The organism is Gleimia sp. 6138-11-ORH1 (assembly GCF_024814355.1).
Classification (GTDB): Bacteria; Actinomycetota; Actinomycetes; order Actinomycetales; family Actinomycetaceae; genus Gleimia.
The window spans coordinates 68,950-84,143 of the sequence record NZ_JANUXV010000002.1 but is presented as its reverse complement, the minus strand read 5'-3'; the positions used below and the strand labels follow the sequence as shown (position 1 = coordinate 84,143).

Sequence of the window (15,194 nt, the reverse complement as noted above, 5' to 3'; positions counted from 1 at the left end):
TTAATGGAAAAATGACTGAAAACACGCTTGAAGAACTTCTCAACGCCGACATGGAACAAGTTGAAGAGTTGCTCCGCCACTCAGTGACTGGTTCAAGTCAGCTGGTTGATGAACTAACCTCCCATCTGTCTAATGCAGGTGGTAAACGGATGCGTCCAATGCTGGCGCTTATTTGCGCCCAGCTAGGGGCAGCTGACAAAGTAGCCTCCCAGGCAGTAATCGAAGCTGCAACAGCAGTGGAACTAACCCACTTAGCCACCCTTTATCACGACGATGTAATGGACTCAGCGCCACAGCGTCGCGGAGTTCCCGCAGCTCAGCACCAGTGGGGAAATAATCGGGCTATCCTGGCCGGAGACGTACTGTTTGCCCGTGCTTCCCGCCTGGTAGCTTCCCTGGGGCAGCGCACCATCGATTACCACGCGCAGACCTTCGAAAGACTCTGCATTGGACAGTTGAATGAGACTTTCGGTCCACAAAATAATGAGGATCCGGTTGATTTCTACATTCAGGTACTGGCAGATAAAACCGGGTCGCTAATTAATACCGCAGCCGTTTTTGGCGCATGGCACGGCGGGGCAACTGATGAAGTTGCCCAGGCAGTGGGCCTCTATGGTGAACGGATTGGGGTAGCTTTCCAACTAGCAGATGACGTAATTGACCTCACCTCTGACGGTTCTGTTTCTGGAAAAACTCCGGGAACTGACTTAGTAGAAGGCGTAGTCACTTTACCCATCCTACTTCTGAGAGAGCGTTTAGCGGCGGGCACTTTAGATGCTGACGGACAAAAACTGTTAGCAGATATTGATTCAGACCTGACCGATCCGGAACGTTTAGCTTCCGTAGTGGAACGCTTAGGTAAATCTGAAGTAGTGGAAGAAACCCGCCAGATAGCTAAACAGTGGGCGGCTTCAGCAGTAGACGCATTAGATGACCTACCGGACTCAAAAGCGAAGCAGGCGTTAATCGACCTGGCGCAACTAATGGTAGATCGCATGAACTAACCCCTTTCGGAAGGCGGCTCTTGCTAACTTAGCAAGAGCCGCCTTCCGATTACACGCAGACAGTTCTACACGTAGATACTTATGCTCACTGGATTTCCCGGCACACCCAAGCTTCTAAAGAGAACTAGGCGTCTTAGAAAGGCAACAAAACCGACAGGGAGAAACTGGAACCTTAAACCAAGATCTGAAACTGGCGGGTGCATTTAATGGCCAGATTACGTAAACTTAAAATGATCTAAATATCCAACTTCAGCACCTAGCTGAAATAAAATACTCATACGGGGGAAACGTGACCCAGACGCGACCACTCTCAGTTGCTGTAATCGGCGCTGGTCCAGCAGGCATCTATGCTTCAGATATTCTTTCTAAATCAGGACTGGATGTAGATATTGACCTATTTGAACGCTTACCTGCACCCTACGGCCTAGTTCGTTACGGAGTGGCTCCCGATCACCCACGTATTAAACAAATCATCGTAGCCCTCTATAAGATCCTCCAACGCGGAGATATCCGCTTATTGGGCAACGTAAACGTAGGCACAGACATTACCGTAGAAGATCTCCATGCCCACTATGACGCGGTAATCTTCGCCACCGGATCAGATAAAGATGCGCCCCTAGACATTCCTGGCGTAGACCTCCCGCAGTGTTACGGCGCCGCTGACTTTGTTTCCTGGTACGACGCACACCCTGACTACCCGCGCGAATGGCCTTTAGAAGCCAAAGAAATCGCGGTTTTGGGCGTTGGAAACGTAGCCTTAGACGTGGCCCGAGTCCTAGCTAAACACGTTGAGGACCTCCTCGTTACCGAAATCCCTGAAAACGTAGCCGAAGGACTGCGTAAGAGCCCCGTAACTGACGTACACGTTTTTGGTCGCCGCGGCCCCGCCCAAGTGAAGTTCACTCCACTGGAACTACGCGAACTGGGACACCAGCCAGATGTAGACGTGATTGTTTACGAAGAAGATTTTGACTTTGACGAAGGATCCGAAAAAGCAATCGCGTCTTCCAACCAGACCAAACAGGTTGTTAAGGCGCTCACTAACTACGCTATGCAGGAAGAACACACTGCCAGCCGCCGGATTCACATTCACATGTTCCATTCACCCGTTGAAATCTTGGCAGATGAAAACGGGAATGTGCGTGCGCTAAAGACTGAACGTACCCGCTTAGTAGGGGATGGGTCCGTGGAAGGAACCGGCGAATTCGTAGAAACCCCAGTGCAGGCAGTTTACCGAGCTATCGGCTACTTCTCTTCACCTATTGAAGGTATTCCTTTCGATCAGCAGCGCGGCGTGATTCCAAACGAAGCTGGGCGAGTCCTGGGCGAAAATGGTCAGCCGCTCACCGGCATTTACGCTACCGGTTGGGTTAAACGCGGCCCGGTAGGGCTAATCGGTTCCACTAAGTCTGATGCGCAAGAAACTATCGCTAACCTGGTAGCTGACGCGCAGGCTGGGAAACTGCAGGCAACTACCGAAGCAGTTGGACATGAGGCAATGGTTAAGCTCCTTGAAGAACGCGGCGTAGCCTACACCACCTGGGAAGGGTGGGAGCTTCTAAACGCATTTGAAGAAGAGCTGGGTGCCCAGTACGGTGAAGTGGAAGGCGGGCGTGGGCCACGCGAACGTATTAAAGTTGCTTCCCGTAAAGCCATGACAGCGATTTCTCGGGGAGAAGATATTTCCGAAATAGATTTAGTTGGACAGCCCGGAGAATAGTCCGGTAAGCCAGTTACAGATTTTCTCGAGGGCGGGGGTAAAACTCCGCCCTCGAAATAATTGGAAATTTTAAGCAACCACTAAAGTGGCTGAGAGAAACTAGGGGAGGAAAGTTCAGCTTCTAAAGGATATGCTTGCATTAGTATGCTTCTTATTTAATGAAACTGAGGAAGGAGTCCGATGGGTAAGAATACAATGAAAACAGCCCTGCTATTCGCGGCGATGTGGGGTTTAGTTGTGGCTATCGGTGCGCTAATTTCTTTCGGAACTCGTTCCAGCGCCCCCTTTTACCTTTCAGTGGTGATGGGGTTGGGAATGAACTTTTACACCTACTGGAACTCAGATAAGTTAGCGTTACGTTCAATGAACGCTCGCCCTGTTTCCCCTGAAGAAGCCCCGTGGATGTATCAGATGGTGGGGGAGCTGGCTGAACGAGCCGGTCAGCCAATGCCCCGACTGTATCTTTCTCCTTCGATGACTCCAAACGCATTTGCTACGGGACGCAACCCGAAGAACGCGGCGGTTTGTTGCACTGAGGGGATTATTCATCTTCTGAACGAACGGGAAATGCGCGGCGTTTTGGGACATGAGTTAATGCACGTTTACAACCGGGATATTCTCACCTCTACGTTAGCGGCGGGAATGGCCAGTGTCATCACAGCGGTAGCGCAGATAATGTCATTTGGGGTGATGCGCGGAGATAACCGCCAGAGCAATCCGCTGGGACTACTGGGGTCTTTGGCGTTAATCTTTTTAGCTCCCTTAGCTGCTACTATTTTGCAGATGGGCATTTCACGTAGTCGAGAGCTGGAAGCTGACTACGATGGGGCTATGCTTACCGAAGACCCTTTAGCTTTAGCCTCAGCATTACGAAAGATTGAAGCGGGAGTGAAGAATAATCCGTTGCAACGCACGCCCACGCGGTCTAATGTGGCGGCAATGATGATTGCTAACCCGTTTAGAGGAGCTTTACGTTCGCTTATGTCTACCCACCCGCCTATGGATCAGCGGATCGCGCAGTTAGAGAAACTGGCAGGTTATTAAAGATATAAAGGGGTGGAACGCAAGAATCTACTTGCGTTCCACCCCTTTTATTTAAGATTTGTTTTTAACGGTAGTTAGTGAACTGTAAAGCAGCGTCGATATCAGCTTTTTTCAAAAGGGCGATAACTTCTTGCAGATCGTCTCTTGATTTTGAAGTAACTCGCACTGAATCGCCCTGGATATTAGCTTTTACGCTCTTTGGGCCTTCTTCGCGGATTAGTTTAGAGATTTTCTTAGCGTTTTCAGTTGAAAGTCCTTCTTTTAAAGTGCCCACTAAACGGTAGATCTTACCGGATACTTTTGGTTCACCATCACCTAAATCCAAGGCTTTAAGGGAAACTCCGCGTTTGATCAGTTTTGACTGAAGCACATCTAAAATAGCTAATACACGTTCAGCTGAGTTTGCTTCCATGGTGATAGTTTCACCCTTGAAAGTGAGCAGGGCATCTACCCCTCTGAAATCGTAACGCTGATTAACTTCTTTCGCGGCTTGATTAACTGCGTTATCAACTTCTTGCCGATCAACTTCGGAAACAACATCAAAAGATGAATCTGCCATGATGACTCCTTACTAAATGGCGAAAACAGTGGGCTAAGCCCGCTTAAACGGGCAAAACACTCTACTAATAGGTTAGTCGTTTAGCGAGGAAAAAGCGATGTATTTTCCAAGGTGGTTGGGAGGTGCGTCACTAATCGCTGAAAACGTAAAAATCGAATTGGCATTTAGAAATAGTTTTCTGTTAAGCTAGGGGAGCACCAGTTGTTGAGGTAACGAAACAACGAAATGCACTGGTGGAGTTCCTGAGCGGCCAAAGGGACCTGACTGTAAATCAGATGCGAAAGCTTCGGGGGTTCAAATCCCTCCTCCACCACTGGTTTTGCCAGTACCTGCTGGAAAACTGCAAGTGACAATCAACACGGAATATGATTTGACAGTAGTTGAAGAATATCGGTAAGATTGTCGATGTTGCCCCGATAGCTCAGTCGGCAGAGCATCTCCATGGTAAGGAGAAGGTCAAGGGTTCGATTCCCTTTCGGGGCTCTGTTTGTGCTTAAAAACATATTGCTATTTGAATGAATAGTCAATAGACTACTTTAGTAATCTAAAGTGGGAGCACAAACCCCATGCGGCGGGGTAGCTCAGTTGGTGAGAGCGCACGACTCATAATCGTGAGGTCGCGGGTTCGAACCCCGCTCCCGCTACCGGCTCATTCTTGAATGAAATTTACAAAAGTTTCAAGCAAGGGTCGCCGAGCAGTAAGTTTTAGTCTTAAAATAAGGAAAACATCATGGCTAGCAAGGCATCTGACGTTCGCCCAAAGATTACTCTGGCCTGCTCGGAGTGCAAGGAGCGCAACTACATCACCAAGAAGAACCGTCGTAACACGCCGGATCGTCTGGAACTTATGAAGTACTGCCCGCGCTGCCGCCGCTCCGTGGCTCACCGCGAGACCCGCTAAGATTAATCTTTAACGTCCCCCACTCACAAGTGGGGGTTTCGTTATATCTAGGTCTAAACTTCATGTTCCTTCATCTGGCGCCCTAGGGAAATAATTTATGAAGAATCAGGCAGTTAATGCAGCAACCCGAGCAACTCTCTTAATCTTTTATGTGCTGGGGTTAGTGCACGCCACTTTTCTTTCAGAACTGCCCGCCTTACGCGACCATTTTCAGTTCACTCCCACGCAAATGGGAAACCTACTGATTTCTGCCGCGTTGGGAGCTATGCTGGCGATTCCCGCCGCCGGTCCGCTAGTGACGCGTTTTGGGCCCACTCGCATCGGGACTATCGGATTCACGCTTTGGACAGTCGGCTTATTAGGTGTGCTGGGGGCTTTGCAAGCAAGCTCCGTTCCGCTGCTGGTAGGCTGCCTTTTAACTGCCAATACCGGCGCTTCCTTACTTAACGCAGCTATCAATACCGAGGGCGGATACGTGGAAGTGAAGCTGCGGAAACCACGGATGGCTTGGTTTCACGCTGCTTTTTCAATTGGCACGGTCAGTGGCGCGCTTTTAGCCGTCGGCTCACTACGTAACGGCTTTTCTATTTACACGCACATTACTGCGGTAATCTGTTTTTCTGCGCTACTGGCAGTTTGGAGTTTCACGCATTTTCTGCCTGCCGCAACAGTTGCAAAACTGACGGGCAGAGGGACGGTGAAAGAAACCGATCAGCACCGGGAACAAACTTCTGGCAATTCCACCTCAACTAATCAGGTGGTAAAAAGTAGTGACGCTTGGAAAGAAAAACGTACCCTACTAATTGGAGTGTTGGTTTTTGGTATTGAAATTACGGAAGGGGCCGCAGCAGATTGGCTGGCACTGGCGATGGTAGATGGTTTCAGTTTGCCCGTTTGGTATGGAACTGCTTCTTTAGCGATTTTTTTGACAGCTTTAACTGCAACGCGGCTTCTTTCACCGCACCTGCAAAGTTTTTACTCGGTCGATAAACTCTTACGTGCCCTATTGATTTTCGGACTAGTTGGGGTAGTGTTCCTAGCCTTTAGCCCAGTGTATTGGCTGGCTTTATTTGGAGCGGCTTTTTGGGGAGTTGGCGTCGCTTTAGGATACCCGTTAAGCGCTTCAGTTTTAGCTGCTGACCCACTTAGAAGCGCCTCTCGGCTTTCAGTGATGAGTACGATTAGCTTCAGCGCTGCCATTGCCGGGCCAGCGCTTATCGGATATTTAGCTGAATACGTGGGTTATCAACGGGCTTTAGGGGCGTTAGTGCTACCGGTATTCATTTCAGTTCTGCTCACCGGTCAGCTTCGCCCGCAAAATGATCACAAACTAGATAATTCAGCCGCCGAATAAAAAGTATTCTTTCGCAACTGCTATTCTTAACGCAAGTAAGTAAATACAACATACGCAAGAACTATTCTTCCCGCGACACGGCAGATAGTTTTCATAAGGAGAATCATGGCGAAATATGCGGATGAAGAATCATGTTCGCTAACTTACAGTCTTGACCCTACGCAGGTGGAAAAGTTAGAACGCACCCCATCGCACCGACAGTATCAGCCAGAATCTCTCCTTTTACGGGACTGGACAACTCTGGGGGTAGGTGGGCCGGTGAATAACCTGGTTCGCGCTGAAACAGAAGCAGAAATTATCCAGACTGTGAAAGCTGCTGACGCGGCGGGCACTGCGGTGATGATGCTTGGTGGCGGATCAAATATTGTGGCCACTGATACGGGATTTTCCGGCGTAGTAATTCGCGATATGCGTTCTGAAATAAAACTCACCCACGATTCAGCCTGTGGGGGAATCTCATTTACTGCAACAGCTGGAGTTGCCTGGGATGAACTGGTAGCTACCGCGGTTGAACGGCAGTGGGGTGGGGGCTTAGAAGCTCTTTCGGGGATTCCCGGCACAGTGGGGGCGGCTCCCATGCAAAATATTGGAGCTTACGGGCAGGAAGTTGCAGACTCTATTGCCTCAGTTCGCGTTTACGACCGGCTTTTACAACGTACCAAGACTATTTTTGCCTCTGATTTAGAAGCTGGCTACCGCACGTCAATCTTCAAACGTTCAGTAACCGATCCAAATCTCTCCAATGGGCGCCTCTGGGGACCATCCGGCAGGTGGATTATCCTTTCTGTAGAGTTCGCTACCCGTTCAGCTTCCTTATCTGCACCAATCGCCTACCAAGAACTGGCTGATAAGCTGGGCGTAACCTTGGGTGAACGCCTGGACGTACGGGCAGTAAGAGACGCCGTTTTAGAACTGCGCCGGTCTAAATCGATGGTATTAGATGACACTAATCGCAACACCTATTCGGCAGGCTCTTTCTTCACCAACCCGATCCTTTCAGCACAAATAGCGGATAGCCTCCCCGCAGAAGCACCGCGTTTCCAAGTCGCAGACCAGGTAAAAACTTCTGCAGCTTGGCTGATTTCACAAGCCGGTTTTACAAAGGGGTTCAAAGTTCGTCCTGAGTCAGGGGCAGCGCTTTCTACCGCCCACGTCCTGGCCATAACTAATCAAGGGAATGCCAGCGCCGCAGATATTTTTGAACTAGCTACGGTTGTGAAACAAGGAGTAAAGGAAAAGTTCGGAATTGAGCTGATTCCCGAACCAGTTTTTGTAAACGCCGAATAACTTAGAAAATGTAGCCCGCTATTACTGCGGGCTGGTATAAAGCCCCGCAGACGGTTACACTCAATCTGTTTGCGTAGATAAATTACTTAGTTCTACAAGGCTGGCTACTACCTGTTCTTCAAAACAGAGCACTATTGAATGTGCTCCGCGGGGGATTTCTACCAGCGGGGCAGCTGCCTGCCCACGTTCAACCAGACCAGCCTGAAGGCGGTGCACCCATTTACGAGCTGCCAAATAATCGTACTGTCCGCGGATTAAAGATATTTTCGCTTCTGTGAGTTTAAGTCTTTCTTGTAAAGAAAACCCAATCACGGCCGGTAGGGTCACAGAGAACCAGTAAATTCCTGAACGTGCGTAAGCATTTAGTGCGAAAGCTGCCACTTTAGGGGATTCATGTATTGAAGAACGAAGAAAACGCCAAAGTAGAAGGGGGAAAGAGTGGCGTCGCAAATCTACCGGCGGCCCTACCAGCAGGATGCGCTGCGCCATTTCAGGATCACGCACAGCCAGTTCAGCTACCACCTGCGCGCCCATAGAATGTCCTAAGATTACCGGATTATGAAGCTCAGCAGCTTTGATTACGGCGTGTAAAACAGCTGCAAAACCTGCGATCGAAAGTGGAGTATGGGGGCGCGGTGAAGCACCAAAACCAGGTAAATCCACCAGCAGAACTTCTCCATAGGGAAGTAGCTTTTCAGCAACTTGGTAAAAGTACCTAGAATCTACCCCAATTCCATGGACCAGAACAAAAGCAGGATCACCAACTTGGAAAGCCCCTGCACGTAATCGCGCGGTCCGCACCCGCACCCCGTTGATGCTATAAATGCCTTTAACTACGTGTGGGAACTGTTCAACCATGCCTGTACCTGTTTAATCCATTGAGCTTTTAAGTCTGGCGGAGCCAAAGAAATTTCAATCGAAGAAGTTGCCAGCGAAGCCAATTCGCTATCTGTAAAACCACGTGAACGAGCATACTCATACTGAGTTAGCAAACGTGAACGAAATAGCAGTGGGTCATCCGCCCCCAGGGCAATAGCAGCACCGGCAGAAAAAAGATCTCGCAAAGGCAATTGAGATAAGTCACCAAAAACTCCTAAAGACACATTAGAAGTGGGGCAAAGCTCAAAACCCACGCCAGCTGCAATCAATTCATCTAAAAGCCGAGGATCTTCCACTGCCCGCACCCCATGACCCAGCCGGCGCGGCTGCAAATGGGAAATCACCTGCCTAACATGATCTGGGCCAAGCAGTTCCCCGCCGTGAGGAACTCCTGGCAGGCCAGCTTTACGAGCCAAACGAAAAGCGTGGGCAAACTCTGCTGTAGTACCCGCAGCTTCATCATTAGAAAGTCCAAAAGCTACCACTTCACCGTTAGCCGTTCCCGCATATTTGGCGGCTAACCGAGCTAAAGTGCGGGCATCCAAAGGGTGCCTTATCCGTGAAGCGGCAACAATCACCCCTACTGAAAGACCATGCTGCATTCCAGAAATACGTGCCTGATCTAAAATAATCTCTAAAGCCGGAGTTAAACCACCTACCCACGGCGCGTAGGAAGTGGGATCTACTTGAATCTCTAAACGAACCGAACCTTCGCTAACATCGTCCTCCACAGCCTCATCAATCAAACGACGCATTACCGCTTCTGAACGCACTAAAGCACGGGCAGCATCATAGGAACGCTGGAACCTGAACCAACCCCGCGCATTAGCTGGGACAGTAAGGGGATCGTTTTCTAAAAGGTGAGCGGGTAAACGAACTCCCTGTTCTTGTGCCAACTCAACCATAGTTGTCGGACGCATGGCACCCGTAAAGTGCAGATGCAAATGGGCTTTAGGAAGTTTCGCTAAATCTTTCACCGTGGGACTTCTGAGGAAAACTAGATATGAGGATAGAATTCATTTTAAGACATTGTACTTGAAAAACTAAGGTGAGTAAGCGTGGCTCAGGCCACCGCAAGGAGGACCCCATGCAACTCTACGTCTATAAAACAAAACAGGAACCATTAGCAGATATTCTGCTCTTACATGGTCTGGCCGAACACCAAGGAAGGTACTCTCAGGTAATCCGCTGGTTTAATGAAGCTGGTTTTGACGTTTACACTTACGACCAGTTAGCCCACGGAACTTCCCTGGTAAGAAAGGGGCAGCCGGTAGAAAAATGCGTGGTGGATATAAAGACCCTAATTGGGGATCATTTTCGCGCTCGCGGTAAGGTAGCTAAAGTGTCACGCACCCAGAAGCTATTTTTATTCGGCCATTCAATGGGTGGTTTGATTACCGCGGTGTCAGGATTATTACGTCCGGAAGGGATCATGGGAGTAGTTTTATCCGGGCCGGCAGTAGATTCGCTGATCCCCCGGTCAGTAACTGCTGCGGCTTTGCGTTTAGCCCGAAAGTATCCGGCAATGCCGACAGTGGAAATGGATCCAACAGAAGTGGCTTTACTTCCAGAAGTTATCGCAGCCTACCAATCTGACCCGCTTAACTACGTGGGGCCGGTTCCACTATTAACTGCGGCTACTTTGACTAACTGGTCGTATTTTGTTCACGACAACGCAGGAAAATGGTCGTTACCACTGTTAGTTATGCATGGAGAGTTTGACAAAGTGGTATCGCCCAGCGGATCTGCGCATTTGGTGAAGCAGGCACAAGCTGCGGGGGTTGAAGCTGAATATCGCGTAGTTTTGGGCGAAAAACACGAGATTTTCAATGGTCCGCAAGCCCCGCAGCTGTTAGCTAATACGGTCACTTGGTTAAAAGCTCACTTGTAGCCAGCGCGCAGTACCGCGCAAACGCGCCAGCAACTTCACACAAACGCTCCAGCAACTTCACGTAAACACGCCAGCAACTTCACGCAAACGTGCTATAGGCCAGCAATCTGTGCCGTTAGCGTTTTCTATCCTCGGATCAGTTTTTGAATCCGCTGAACTCCTTCTTCCAGGTCACGGTCATTTAAGGCGTAGGAAAGACGAATAAATCCTGATGGCCCAAAAGCCTCCCCAGGAACTACCGCAACTTCAGCCTTATCTAAAATCACGTCGGCAAGAACAGCTGAGGAAGTGATGACTGTGCCAGCAATTTCTTCTCCTAAAAGAGCTTCCACAGATGGGTACGCATAGAATGCGCCCTTCGGATTAGGAACTACTAAGCCGGGGATTTCGGACAGCATAGAAACCATCAGGCGACGTCTGCGGTCGAAAGCTTCGCGCATTTCGTAAACTGCATCCAGGGAGCCTGAAACAGCTTCTAAAGCAGCCATTTGTGCAATGTTATTTACGTTAGAAGTCAGGTGAGATTGGAAGTTTGAGGCAGCTTTAATCACGTCGGCAGGGCCGAGCATCCAGCCTACACGCCAGCCGGTCATTGCATAGGTCTTAGCCACCCCGTTCATCACGATACAGGTGTCTGCCAGCTCGGGAACTAGCTTCACAATGTGGGCAGGTTCGGCATCTTCGTACACTAAGTGTTCGTAGATTTCGTCAGTTAGTACCCAAATACCTTTTTCAACTGCCCATTTTCCAATGGCAGTAAGTTCCGCCGGAGTGTAAACCGATCCGGTGGGGTTTGAGGGGGAGCAAAGCAGTAATGCTTTAGTTTTTTCAGTTCGCGCAGCCTCTAACTGTTCTACGGTTACTTTGTATTCAGCTGCGGCGTTTGCGAAAACTTCCACGGTTTTCCCACCGGCTAAAGCGATTGCCTCGGGGTAGGTAGTCCAGTAGGGGGCTGGAAGTAGAACTTCGTCACCAGCTGAAACTACGGCAGCGATTGCTTGGAAAACTGCTTGTTTCCCGCCGTTAGTGACCAGAACATTGGCTGGGTTAATTTCATAGCCTGAATCGCGGAGGGTTTTCGTTGCAATCGCTTCACGTAGGGCAGGAAGACCGTCGTTGGCAGTGTATTTGTGCATATTTGGGTTGCGAGCGGCTTTCACGGCTGCTTCAACAATGTAATCGGGGGTAGCGAAATCGGGTTCGCCAGCGCCAAAACCGATTACGTTTTTACCTTGGGCGGCCAGTTCTTTAGCGCGCTTGGTAACAGCGAGGGTGGCAGAGGGGGCAATTGCGCCCAGTCGTGCGGAAACGCGGGGGTGCTGATTTAAAGTACTCACATATATTAGTGTGCCTGAAACTGGTTATTTTTTTCGGAGATTTATCTTTTCGTCTTACTTTTTGGAATTTAGGATTCAGATCTTTTCCGAGGGCGCCTGTTGAATCTAATTTGGAATCCTCAGTTGTGCAGATCACGTTATTTGCTTTGGAGTTGTATTTGTTAGTTAAAATCGTTTAGACTCATTAAGCACGCAGTTTGTTGTAAGTGGCTTAAAAGTTACTGACTGTGAACTAAATGCGTAGGGTAGTGGCGCAATTGGTAGCGCACCGGTCTCCAAAACCGGCGGTTGTGGGTTCGAGTCCCTCCTGCCCTGCAAGTTATTTTGGAAGCTAATAGTATGGAGGATCCGTGGCAGATAAGACTGCGCAGAATGTAGAATCCCTCGGGTTCTTCGCACGCATCATCCAGTTCGTTAAGCAGGTTATCAGCGAGCTAAAAAAGGTAATTTGGCCCACCTTCCGGGAGTGGAAAACTTACCTGCTGGTAGTTTTGGTTTTCGTTGGAGCGATCATGCTATACACCGGTCTGCTGGACTTGTTCTTTGGTTGGCTTTCCGTTTTAGTATTTGGCTAAATCACATTTTAAAAATAATCCGCTGGATAGAATATCCGGCGGATTTGTTTTACACTTAAGAAGAATCATTTACACACCCAGTCAAAGCGCACTAGGGTGTGTTACTTTTTATCATTTATAAATAGGAGGCTTTAGCGTGAGCGAACAGGTGAACTCTGAAGAAACCACTGAAACTGTGGAGGAAGTGGTGGAAACCGCCCTCGAAACCCGTGAAGTAGAAGCAGCGGAAACAGAAGTGGCTGACGCGGCAGAAGCAGCAGACGCTACGGAAGCAGTAGACGCGGCTGAAGTTGATTTCCTAACTGCAAAACGCGCTGAACTGGAAGAACAGCTGGGGGATTGGTACGTTATCCACACTTACTCTGGCCACGAACGCCGAGTGAAAGCCAACTTGGAACAGCGTATCCAAACGCAGAATATGGAAAACTATATTTTCGAAGCCGAAGTTCCCATGGAAACGGTAACTGAACTAACTAAGGCTGGTAAGAAAACTGTAGAACGCCCGCGCGTTCCTGGCTACGTGCTGGTGCGTGCAATCATGAACGAAACTTCCTGGCGAGTAGTTAAAGACACTCCAGCAGTACTTGGTTTCGTTGGAGACGCACAGAACCCAGTACCTCTGACTACTGATGAAGTAGTTAATCTGCTGGCCCCAATGTGGGAAGCTAAGGAACTGAAGAAGGCTGTTTCTGCAGAAATTCTCACCTCCCCCGCGATTACTTTCGAAATTGGCGAATCTGTCACAGTTATGGACGGACCTTTCGAATCGATGGAAGCCTCGGTTACGGAAATTGACCCGGCACACCGTAAACTCACCGTTTCTATCATGGTATTCGAACGCGAAACCCCAATTGAACTCAGCTTCGATCAGGTTAAGAAACTTTCTTAATCGGATTGATTGCGCTCCGCGCGCAAGATATGATAGAAGACTGTGTGCTGTCTATAAGTAGGTGGCATACAAAAAGGTACTGGGCAAACGCACAGTACGTAACTAGATAAGTAAAAGGACCCAATTTTATGGCACCCAAGAAAAAGGTTGTCGGCCTGATCAAACTTCAGATCCAGGCTGGTGCTGCTAACCCAGCACCTCCGGTTGGTCCCGCTTTGGGCCAACACGGCGTAAACATTATGGAATTCTGTAAGGCCTACAACGCGGCGACAGAATCTCAGCGTGGAAACATCGTTCCCGTTGAAATCACCGTGTATGAAGACCGTACCTTCACCTTCATCACCAAGACGCCACCAGCGTCCCAGATGATTAAGAAGACTGCTGGAGTTCCAAAGGGATCTGGCGTACCACACACCCAGAAGGTAGGTTCTCTATCTGAAGCTCAGCTGCGTGAAATCGCAGAAGCAAAGATGGTTGACCTGAACGCAAACGACGTGGAAGCAGCAATGAAGATTATTGCTGGTACCGCTCGTTCCATGGGTATCACTGTAGAAGCCTGATTTCTAAATAAAATTTATGAAGTGGCAGGGCAAGCTTCGCCCAGCAACCACGACTGCAAGGAGATAGCAGATTATGAAGCGCTCAAAGAATTACCGCGCTGCGGCCGAAAAGGTGCACGCAGGCGAACTATACATGCCTCTTGAGGCAATGGAACTGGCAAAGGCAACGTCAACTACTAAGTTCGACGCCACCGTTGAAGTTTGCTTCCGTCTTTCCGTCGATCCGCGTAAAGCTGATCAGATGGTTCGCGGTACTGTAAACCTCCCACACGGCACCGGTAAGACCGCTCGGGTCCTGGTCTTCGCCGTGGGTGACCGCGCACAGGCAGCTTTAGACGCAGGTGCGGATGAAGTTGGCGGCGACGAATTGATCGAAAAGGTAGCTGCAGGCTACACCGATTTCGACGTTGCGGTAGCTACCCCAGATCTAATGGGTAAGGTTGGCCGTCTTGGTCGCGTACTTGGTCCACGTGGTTTGATGCCAAACCCAAAGACCGGTACCGTAACCATGGATGTGGCTAAGGCAGTTAAAGAAATCAAGGGTGGACGTATCGAGTTCCGTGTTGATAAGCACTCGAACTTGGCATTCATCATTGGTAAAACTTCTTTCTCAGCTGAACAACTGGCACAGAACTACGCAACTGTGTTGGATGAAGTGCTACGTTTGAAGCCATCCAGTGCTAAGGGACGCTACCTGAAGAAGGGAACCGTTTCCACCACTATGGGTCCTGGCATTCCTTTGGATGTTACTAAGACTCGTAACCTGGATACCAACTCTCCATCCTGATCTTCAGATCTAGTTGATTTTAAGCCCCAGCTCACCTGTGAGCTGGGGCTTAAAATATTTCAAAGGGATTTTCAGGTAGCTGAGAACTTTACTGTAATGCTGGGGAGTCGGTGAAGAGAGAGCCTTTTGGGAAGATTAATTTACGCTGGAATCGAAGCGTTTTCTAAGAGTATTTTGCAGGGGCTTTTGAAAGTAACTTTTACGATTTTGGATTTAATATGTATGTCAGTGCTTAAATATTAATTCCATGGAAATATGAGTTCTTGTTTTTCCATAGGGAGCAAAATCAGGTCTTGATACAATGTCTTGTGTGCTTTATATTATCGTGATTTCTTTCTTAAATGACGATTAGAGGTGTATAATACAAAGTACGTACTAACAAAAGCTCACGCATAGTTCTCCCGCAA

At 49.1% G+C, this 15,194-nt stretch carries 15 protein-coding genes and 4 tRNA genes; 15 read left to right on the top strand and 4 right to left on the bottom strand.

All coding sequences use genetic code 11. The annotated features are described in order from the left end of the window. The first annotated feature begins 11 nt into the window (after positions 1–11). The 3 genes from NXS08_RS04005 (at position 12) to htpX (ending at position 3,768) form a co-directional block, all read left to right on the top strand. Positions 12–1,004, top strand: coding sequence for a polyprenyl synthetase family protein (locus NXS08_RS04005; protein ID WP_259137558.1), 993 nt, complete (start codon positions 12–14; stop codon positions 1,002–1,004). A 289-nt stretch (positions 1,005–1,293) separates the two neighbouring features. Then, on the top strand, positions 1,294–2,724 hold the full coding sequence (locus NXS08_RS04000; RefSeq protein WP_259137554.1) for an FAD-dependent oxidoreductase: 1,431 nt from the start codon (positions 1,294–1,296) through the stop codon (positions 2,722–2,724). Between the two features lie 180 nt (positions 2,725–2,904). Then, complete coding sequence (gene htpX / locus NXS08_RS03995) at positions 2,905–3,768, top strand: zinc metalloprotease HtpX (protein WP_259137552.1); 864 nt, start codon at positions 2,905–2,907, stop codon at positions 3,766–3,768. Positions 3,769–3,832: 64 nt separating this feature from the next. Here the strand turns inward: htpX and NXS08_RS03990 are convergent, their stop codons facing one another. Beyond that, positions 3,833–4,327, bottom strand: coding sequence for a YajQ family cyclic di-GMP-binding protein (locus NXS08_RS03990; protein ID WP_259137550.1), 495 nt, complete (start codon positions 4,325–4,327; stop codon positions 3,833–3,835). Positions 4,328–4,559: 232 nt separating this feature from the next. Here NXS08_RS03990 and NXS08_RS03985 point away from each other — a divergent pair. The 6 genes from NXS08_RS03985 to NXS08_RS03960 all read left to right on the top strand — a co-directional run bounded on the left by NXS08_RS03985 (position 4,560) and on the right by NXS08_RS03960 (position 7,869). Next, a tRNA-Tyr gene (locus tag NXS08_RS03985) sits at positions 4,560–4,640 on the top strand. Between the two features lie 97 nt (positions 4,641–4,737). Then, positions 4,738–4,810 (top strand) — tRNA-Thr (locus NXS08_RS03980). Positions 4,811–4,897: 87 nt separating this feature from the next. After that, positions 4,898–4,971: transfer RNA gene (locus tag NXS08_RS03975), tRNA-Met, on the top strand. A gap of 86 nt (positions 4,972–5,057) precedes the next feature. Continuing rightward, positions 5,058–5,228 (top strand): 50S ribosomal protein L33, encoded by a 171-nt coding sequence (gene rpmG / locus NXS08_RS03970; protein ID WP_006547375.1) that lies wholly within the window; start codon positions 5,058–5,060, stop codon positions 5,226–5,228. A 97-nt stretch (positions 5,229–5,325) separates the two neighbouring features. Further along, on the top strand, positions 5,326–6,582 hold the full coding sequence (locus NXS08_RS03965; protein ID WP_259137547.1) for a sugar MFS transporter: 1,257 nt from the start codon (positions 5,326–5,328) through the stop codon (positions 6,580–6,582). 105 nt (positions 6,583–6,687) lie between these two features. Then, positions 6,688–7,869, top strand: coding sequence for a UDP-N-acetylmuramate dehydrogenase (locus tag NXS08_RS03960; protein WP_259137546.1), 1,182 nt, complete (start codon positions 6,688–6,690; stop codon positions 7,867–7,869). Between the two features lie 60 nt (positions 7,870–7,929). On the opposite strand, the gene NXS08_RS03955 is transcribed toward NXS08_RS03960, so the two are convergent. Both NXS08_RS03955 and NXS08_RS03950 read right to left on the bottom strand, forming a co-directional pair. Then, positions 7,930–8,727, bottom strand: coding sequence for an alpha/beta fold hydrolase (locus tag NXS08_RS03955; RefSeq protein WP_259137544.1), 798 nt, complete (start codon positions 8,725–8,727; stop codon positions 7,930–7,932). Further along, positions 8,703–9,725, bottom strand: coding sequence for an adenosine deaminase (locus tag NXS08_RS03950; protein ID WP_259137542.1), 1,023 nt, complete (start codon positions 9,723–9,725; stop codon positions 8,703–8,705). The genes NXS08_RS03955 and NXS08_RS03950 overlap by 25 nt, the downstream gene beginning before the upstream one ends. Before the next feature lie 110 nt (positions 9,726–9,835). On the opposite strand from NXS08_RS03950, the gene NXS08_RS03945 reads away from it, so the two are divergent. Beyond that, on the top strand, positions 9,836–10,639 hold the full coding sequence (locus NXS08_RS03945; RefSeq protein WP_259137540.1) for a lysophospholipase: 804 nt from the start codon (positions 9,836–9,838) through the stop codon (positions 10,637–10,639). A 125-nt stretch (positions 10,640–10,764) separates the two neighbouring features. Here NXS08_RS03945 and NXS08_RS03940 read toward each other — a convergent pair whose 3' ends face one another. Next, entirely contained in the window at positions 10,765–11,976 is a 1,212-nt protein-coding gene (locus NXS08_RS03940) for a pyridoxal phosphate-dependent aminotransferase (protein ID WP_259137537.1), read from the bottom strand. A gap of 242 nt (positions 11,977–12,218) precedes the next feature. On the opposite strand from NXS08_RS03940, the gene NXS08_RS03935 reads away from it, so the two are divergent. The 5 genes from NXS08_RS03935 to rplA all read left to right on the top strand — a co-directional run bounded on the left by NXS08_RS03935 (position 12,219) and on the right by rplA (position 14,787). Next, positions 12,219–12,291: transfer RNA gene (locus NXS08_RS03935), tRNA-Trp, on the top strand. A gap of 35 nt (positions 12,292–12,326) precedes the next feature. Next, positions 12,327–12,551 carry a preprotein translocase subunit SecE gene (gene secE, locus NXS08_RS03930; RefSeq protein ID WP_259137535.1) on the top strand — a complete coding sequence of 75 codons (225 nt, stop codon included), beginning with the start codon at positions 12,327–12,329 and terminating at the stop codon, positions 12,549–12,551. A 136-nt stretch (positions 12,552–12,687) separates the two neighbouring features. Further along, positions 12,688–13,440: a transcription termination/antitermination protein NusG gene (gene nusG / locus NXS08_RS03925; protein ID WP_259137532.1), complete on the top strand. Its 753-nt coding sequence runs from the start codon at positions 12,688–12,690 to the stop codon at positions 13,438–13,440. Positions 13,441–13,568: 128 nt separating this feature from the next. Further along, positions 13,569–14,000: a 50S ribosomal protein L11 gene (gene rplK, locus NXS08_RS03920; protein WP_259137530.1), complete on the top strand. Its 432-nt coding sequence runs from the start codon at positions 13,569–13,571 to the stop codon at positions 13,998–14,000. A 70-nt stretch (positions 14,001–14,070) separates the two neighbouring features. Beyond that, positions 14,071–14,787 carry a 50S ribosomal protein L1 gene (gene rplA / locus NXS08_RS03915; protein WP_259138026.1) on the top strand — a complete coding sequence of 239 codons (717 nt, stop codon included), beginning with the start codon at positions 14,071–14,073 and terminating at the stop codon, positions 14,785–14,787. The last annotated feature ends 407 nt before the right edge of the window (positions 14,788–15,194 follow it).

What these genes read in the sequence shown, in the direction of transcription:
- NXS08_RS04005 (WP_259137558.1), top strand. Translation starts at nt 12, where the DNA reads ATGACTGAAAACACGCTTGAAGAACTTCTCAACGCCGACATGGAACAA.
- htpX (WP_259137552.1), top strand. Translation starts at nt 2,905, where the DNA reads ATGGGTAAGAATACAATGAAAACAGCCCTGCTATTCGCGGCGATGTGG.
- NXS08_RS03990 (WP_259137550.1), bottom strand. Translation starts at nt 4,327, where the DNA reads ATGGCAGATTCATCTTTTGATGTTGTTTCCGAAGTTGATCGGCAAGAA.
- rpmG (WP_006547375.1), top strand. Translation starts at nt 5,058, where the DNA reads ATGGCTAGCAAGGCATCTGACGTTCGCCCAAAGATTACTCTGGCCTGC.
- NXS08_RS03965 (WP_259137547.1), top strand. Translation starts at nt 5,326, where the DNA reads ATGAAGAATCAGGCAGTTAATGCAGCAACCCGAGCAACTCTCTTAATC.
- NXS08_RS03960 (WP_259137546.1), top strand. Translation starts at nt 6,688, where the DNA reads ATGGCGAAATATGCGGATGAAGAATCATGTTCGCTAACTTACAGTCTT.
- NXS08_RS03955 (WP_259137544.1), bottom strand. Translation starts at nt 8,727, where the DNA reads ATGGTTGAACAGTTCCCACACGTAGTTAAAGGCATTTATAGCATCAAC.
- NXS08_RS03945 (WP_259137540.1), top strand. Translation starts at nt 9,836, where the DNA reads ATGCAACTCTACGTCTATAAAACAAAACAGGAACCATTAGCAGATATT.
- rplK (WP_259137530.1), top strand. Translation starts at nt 13,569, where the DNA reads ATGGCACCCAAGAAAAAGGTTGTCGGCCTGATCAAACTTCAGATCCAG.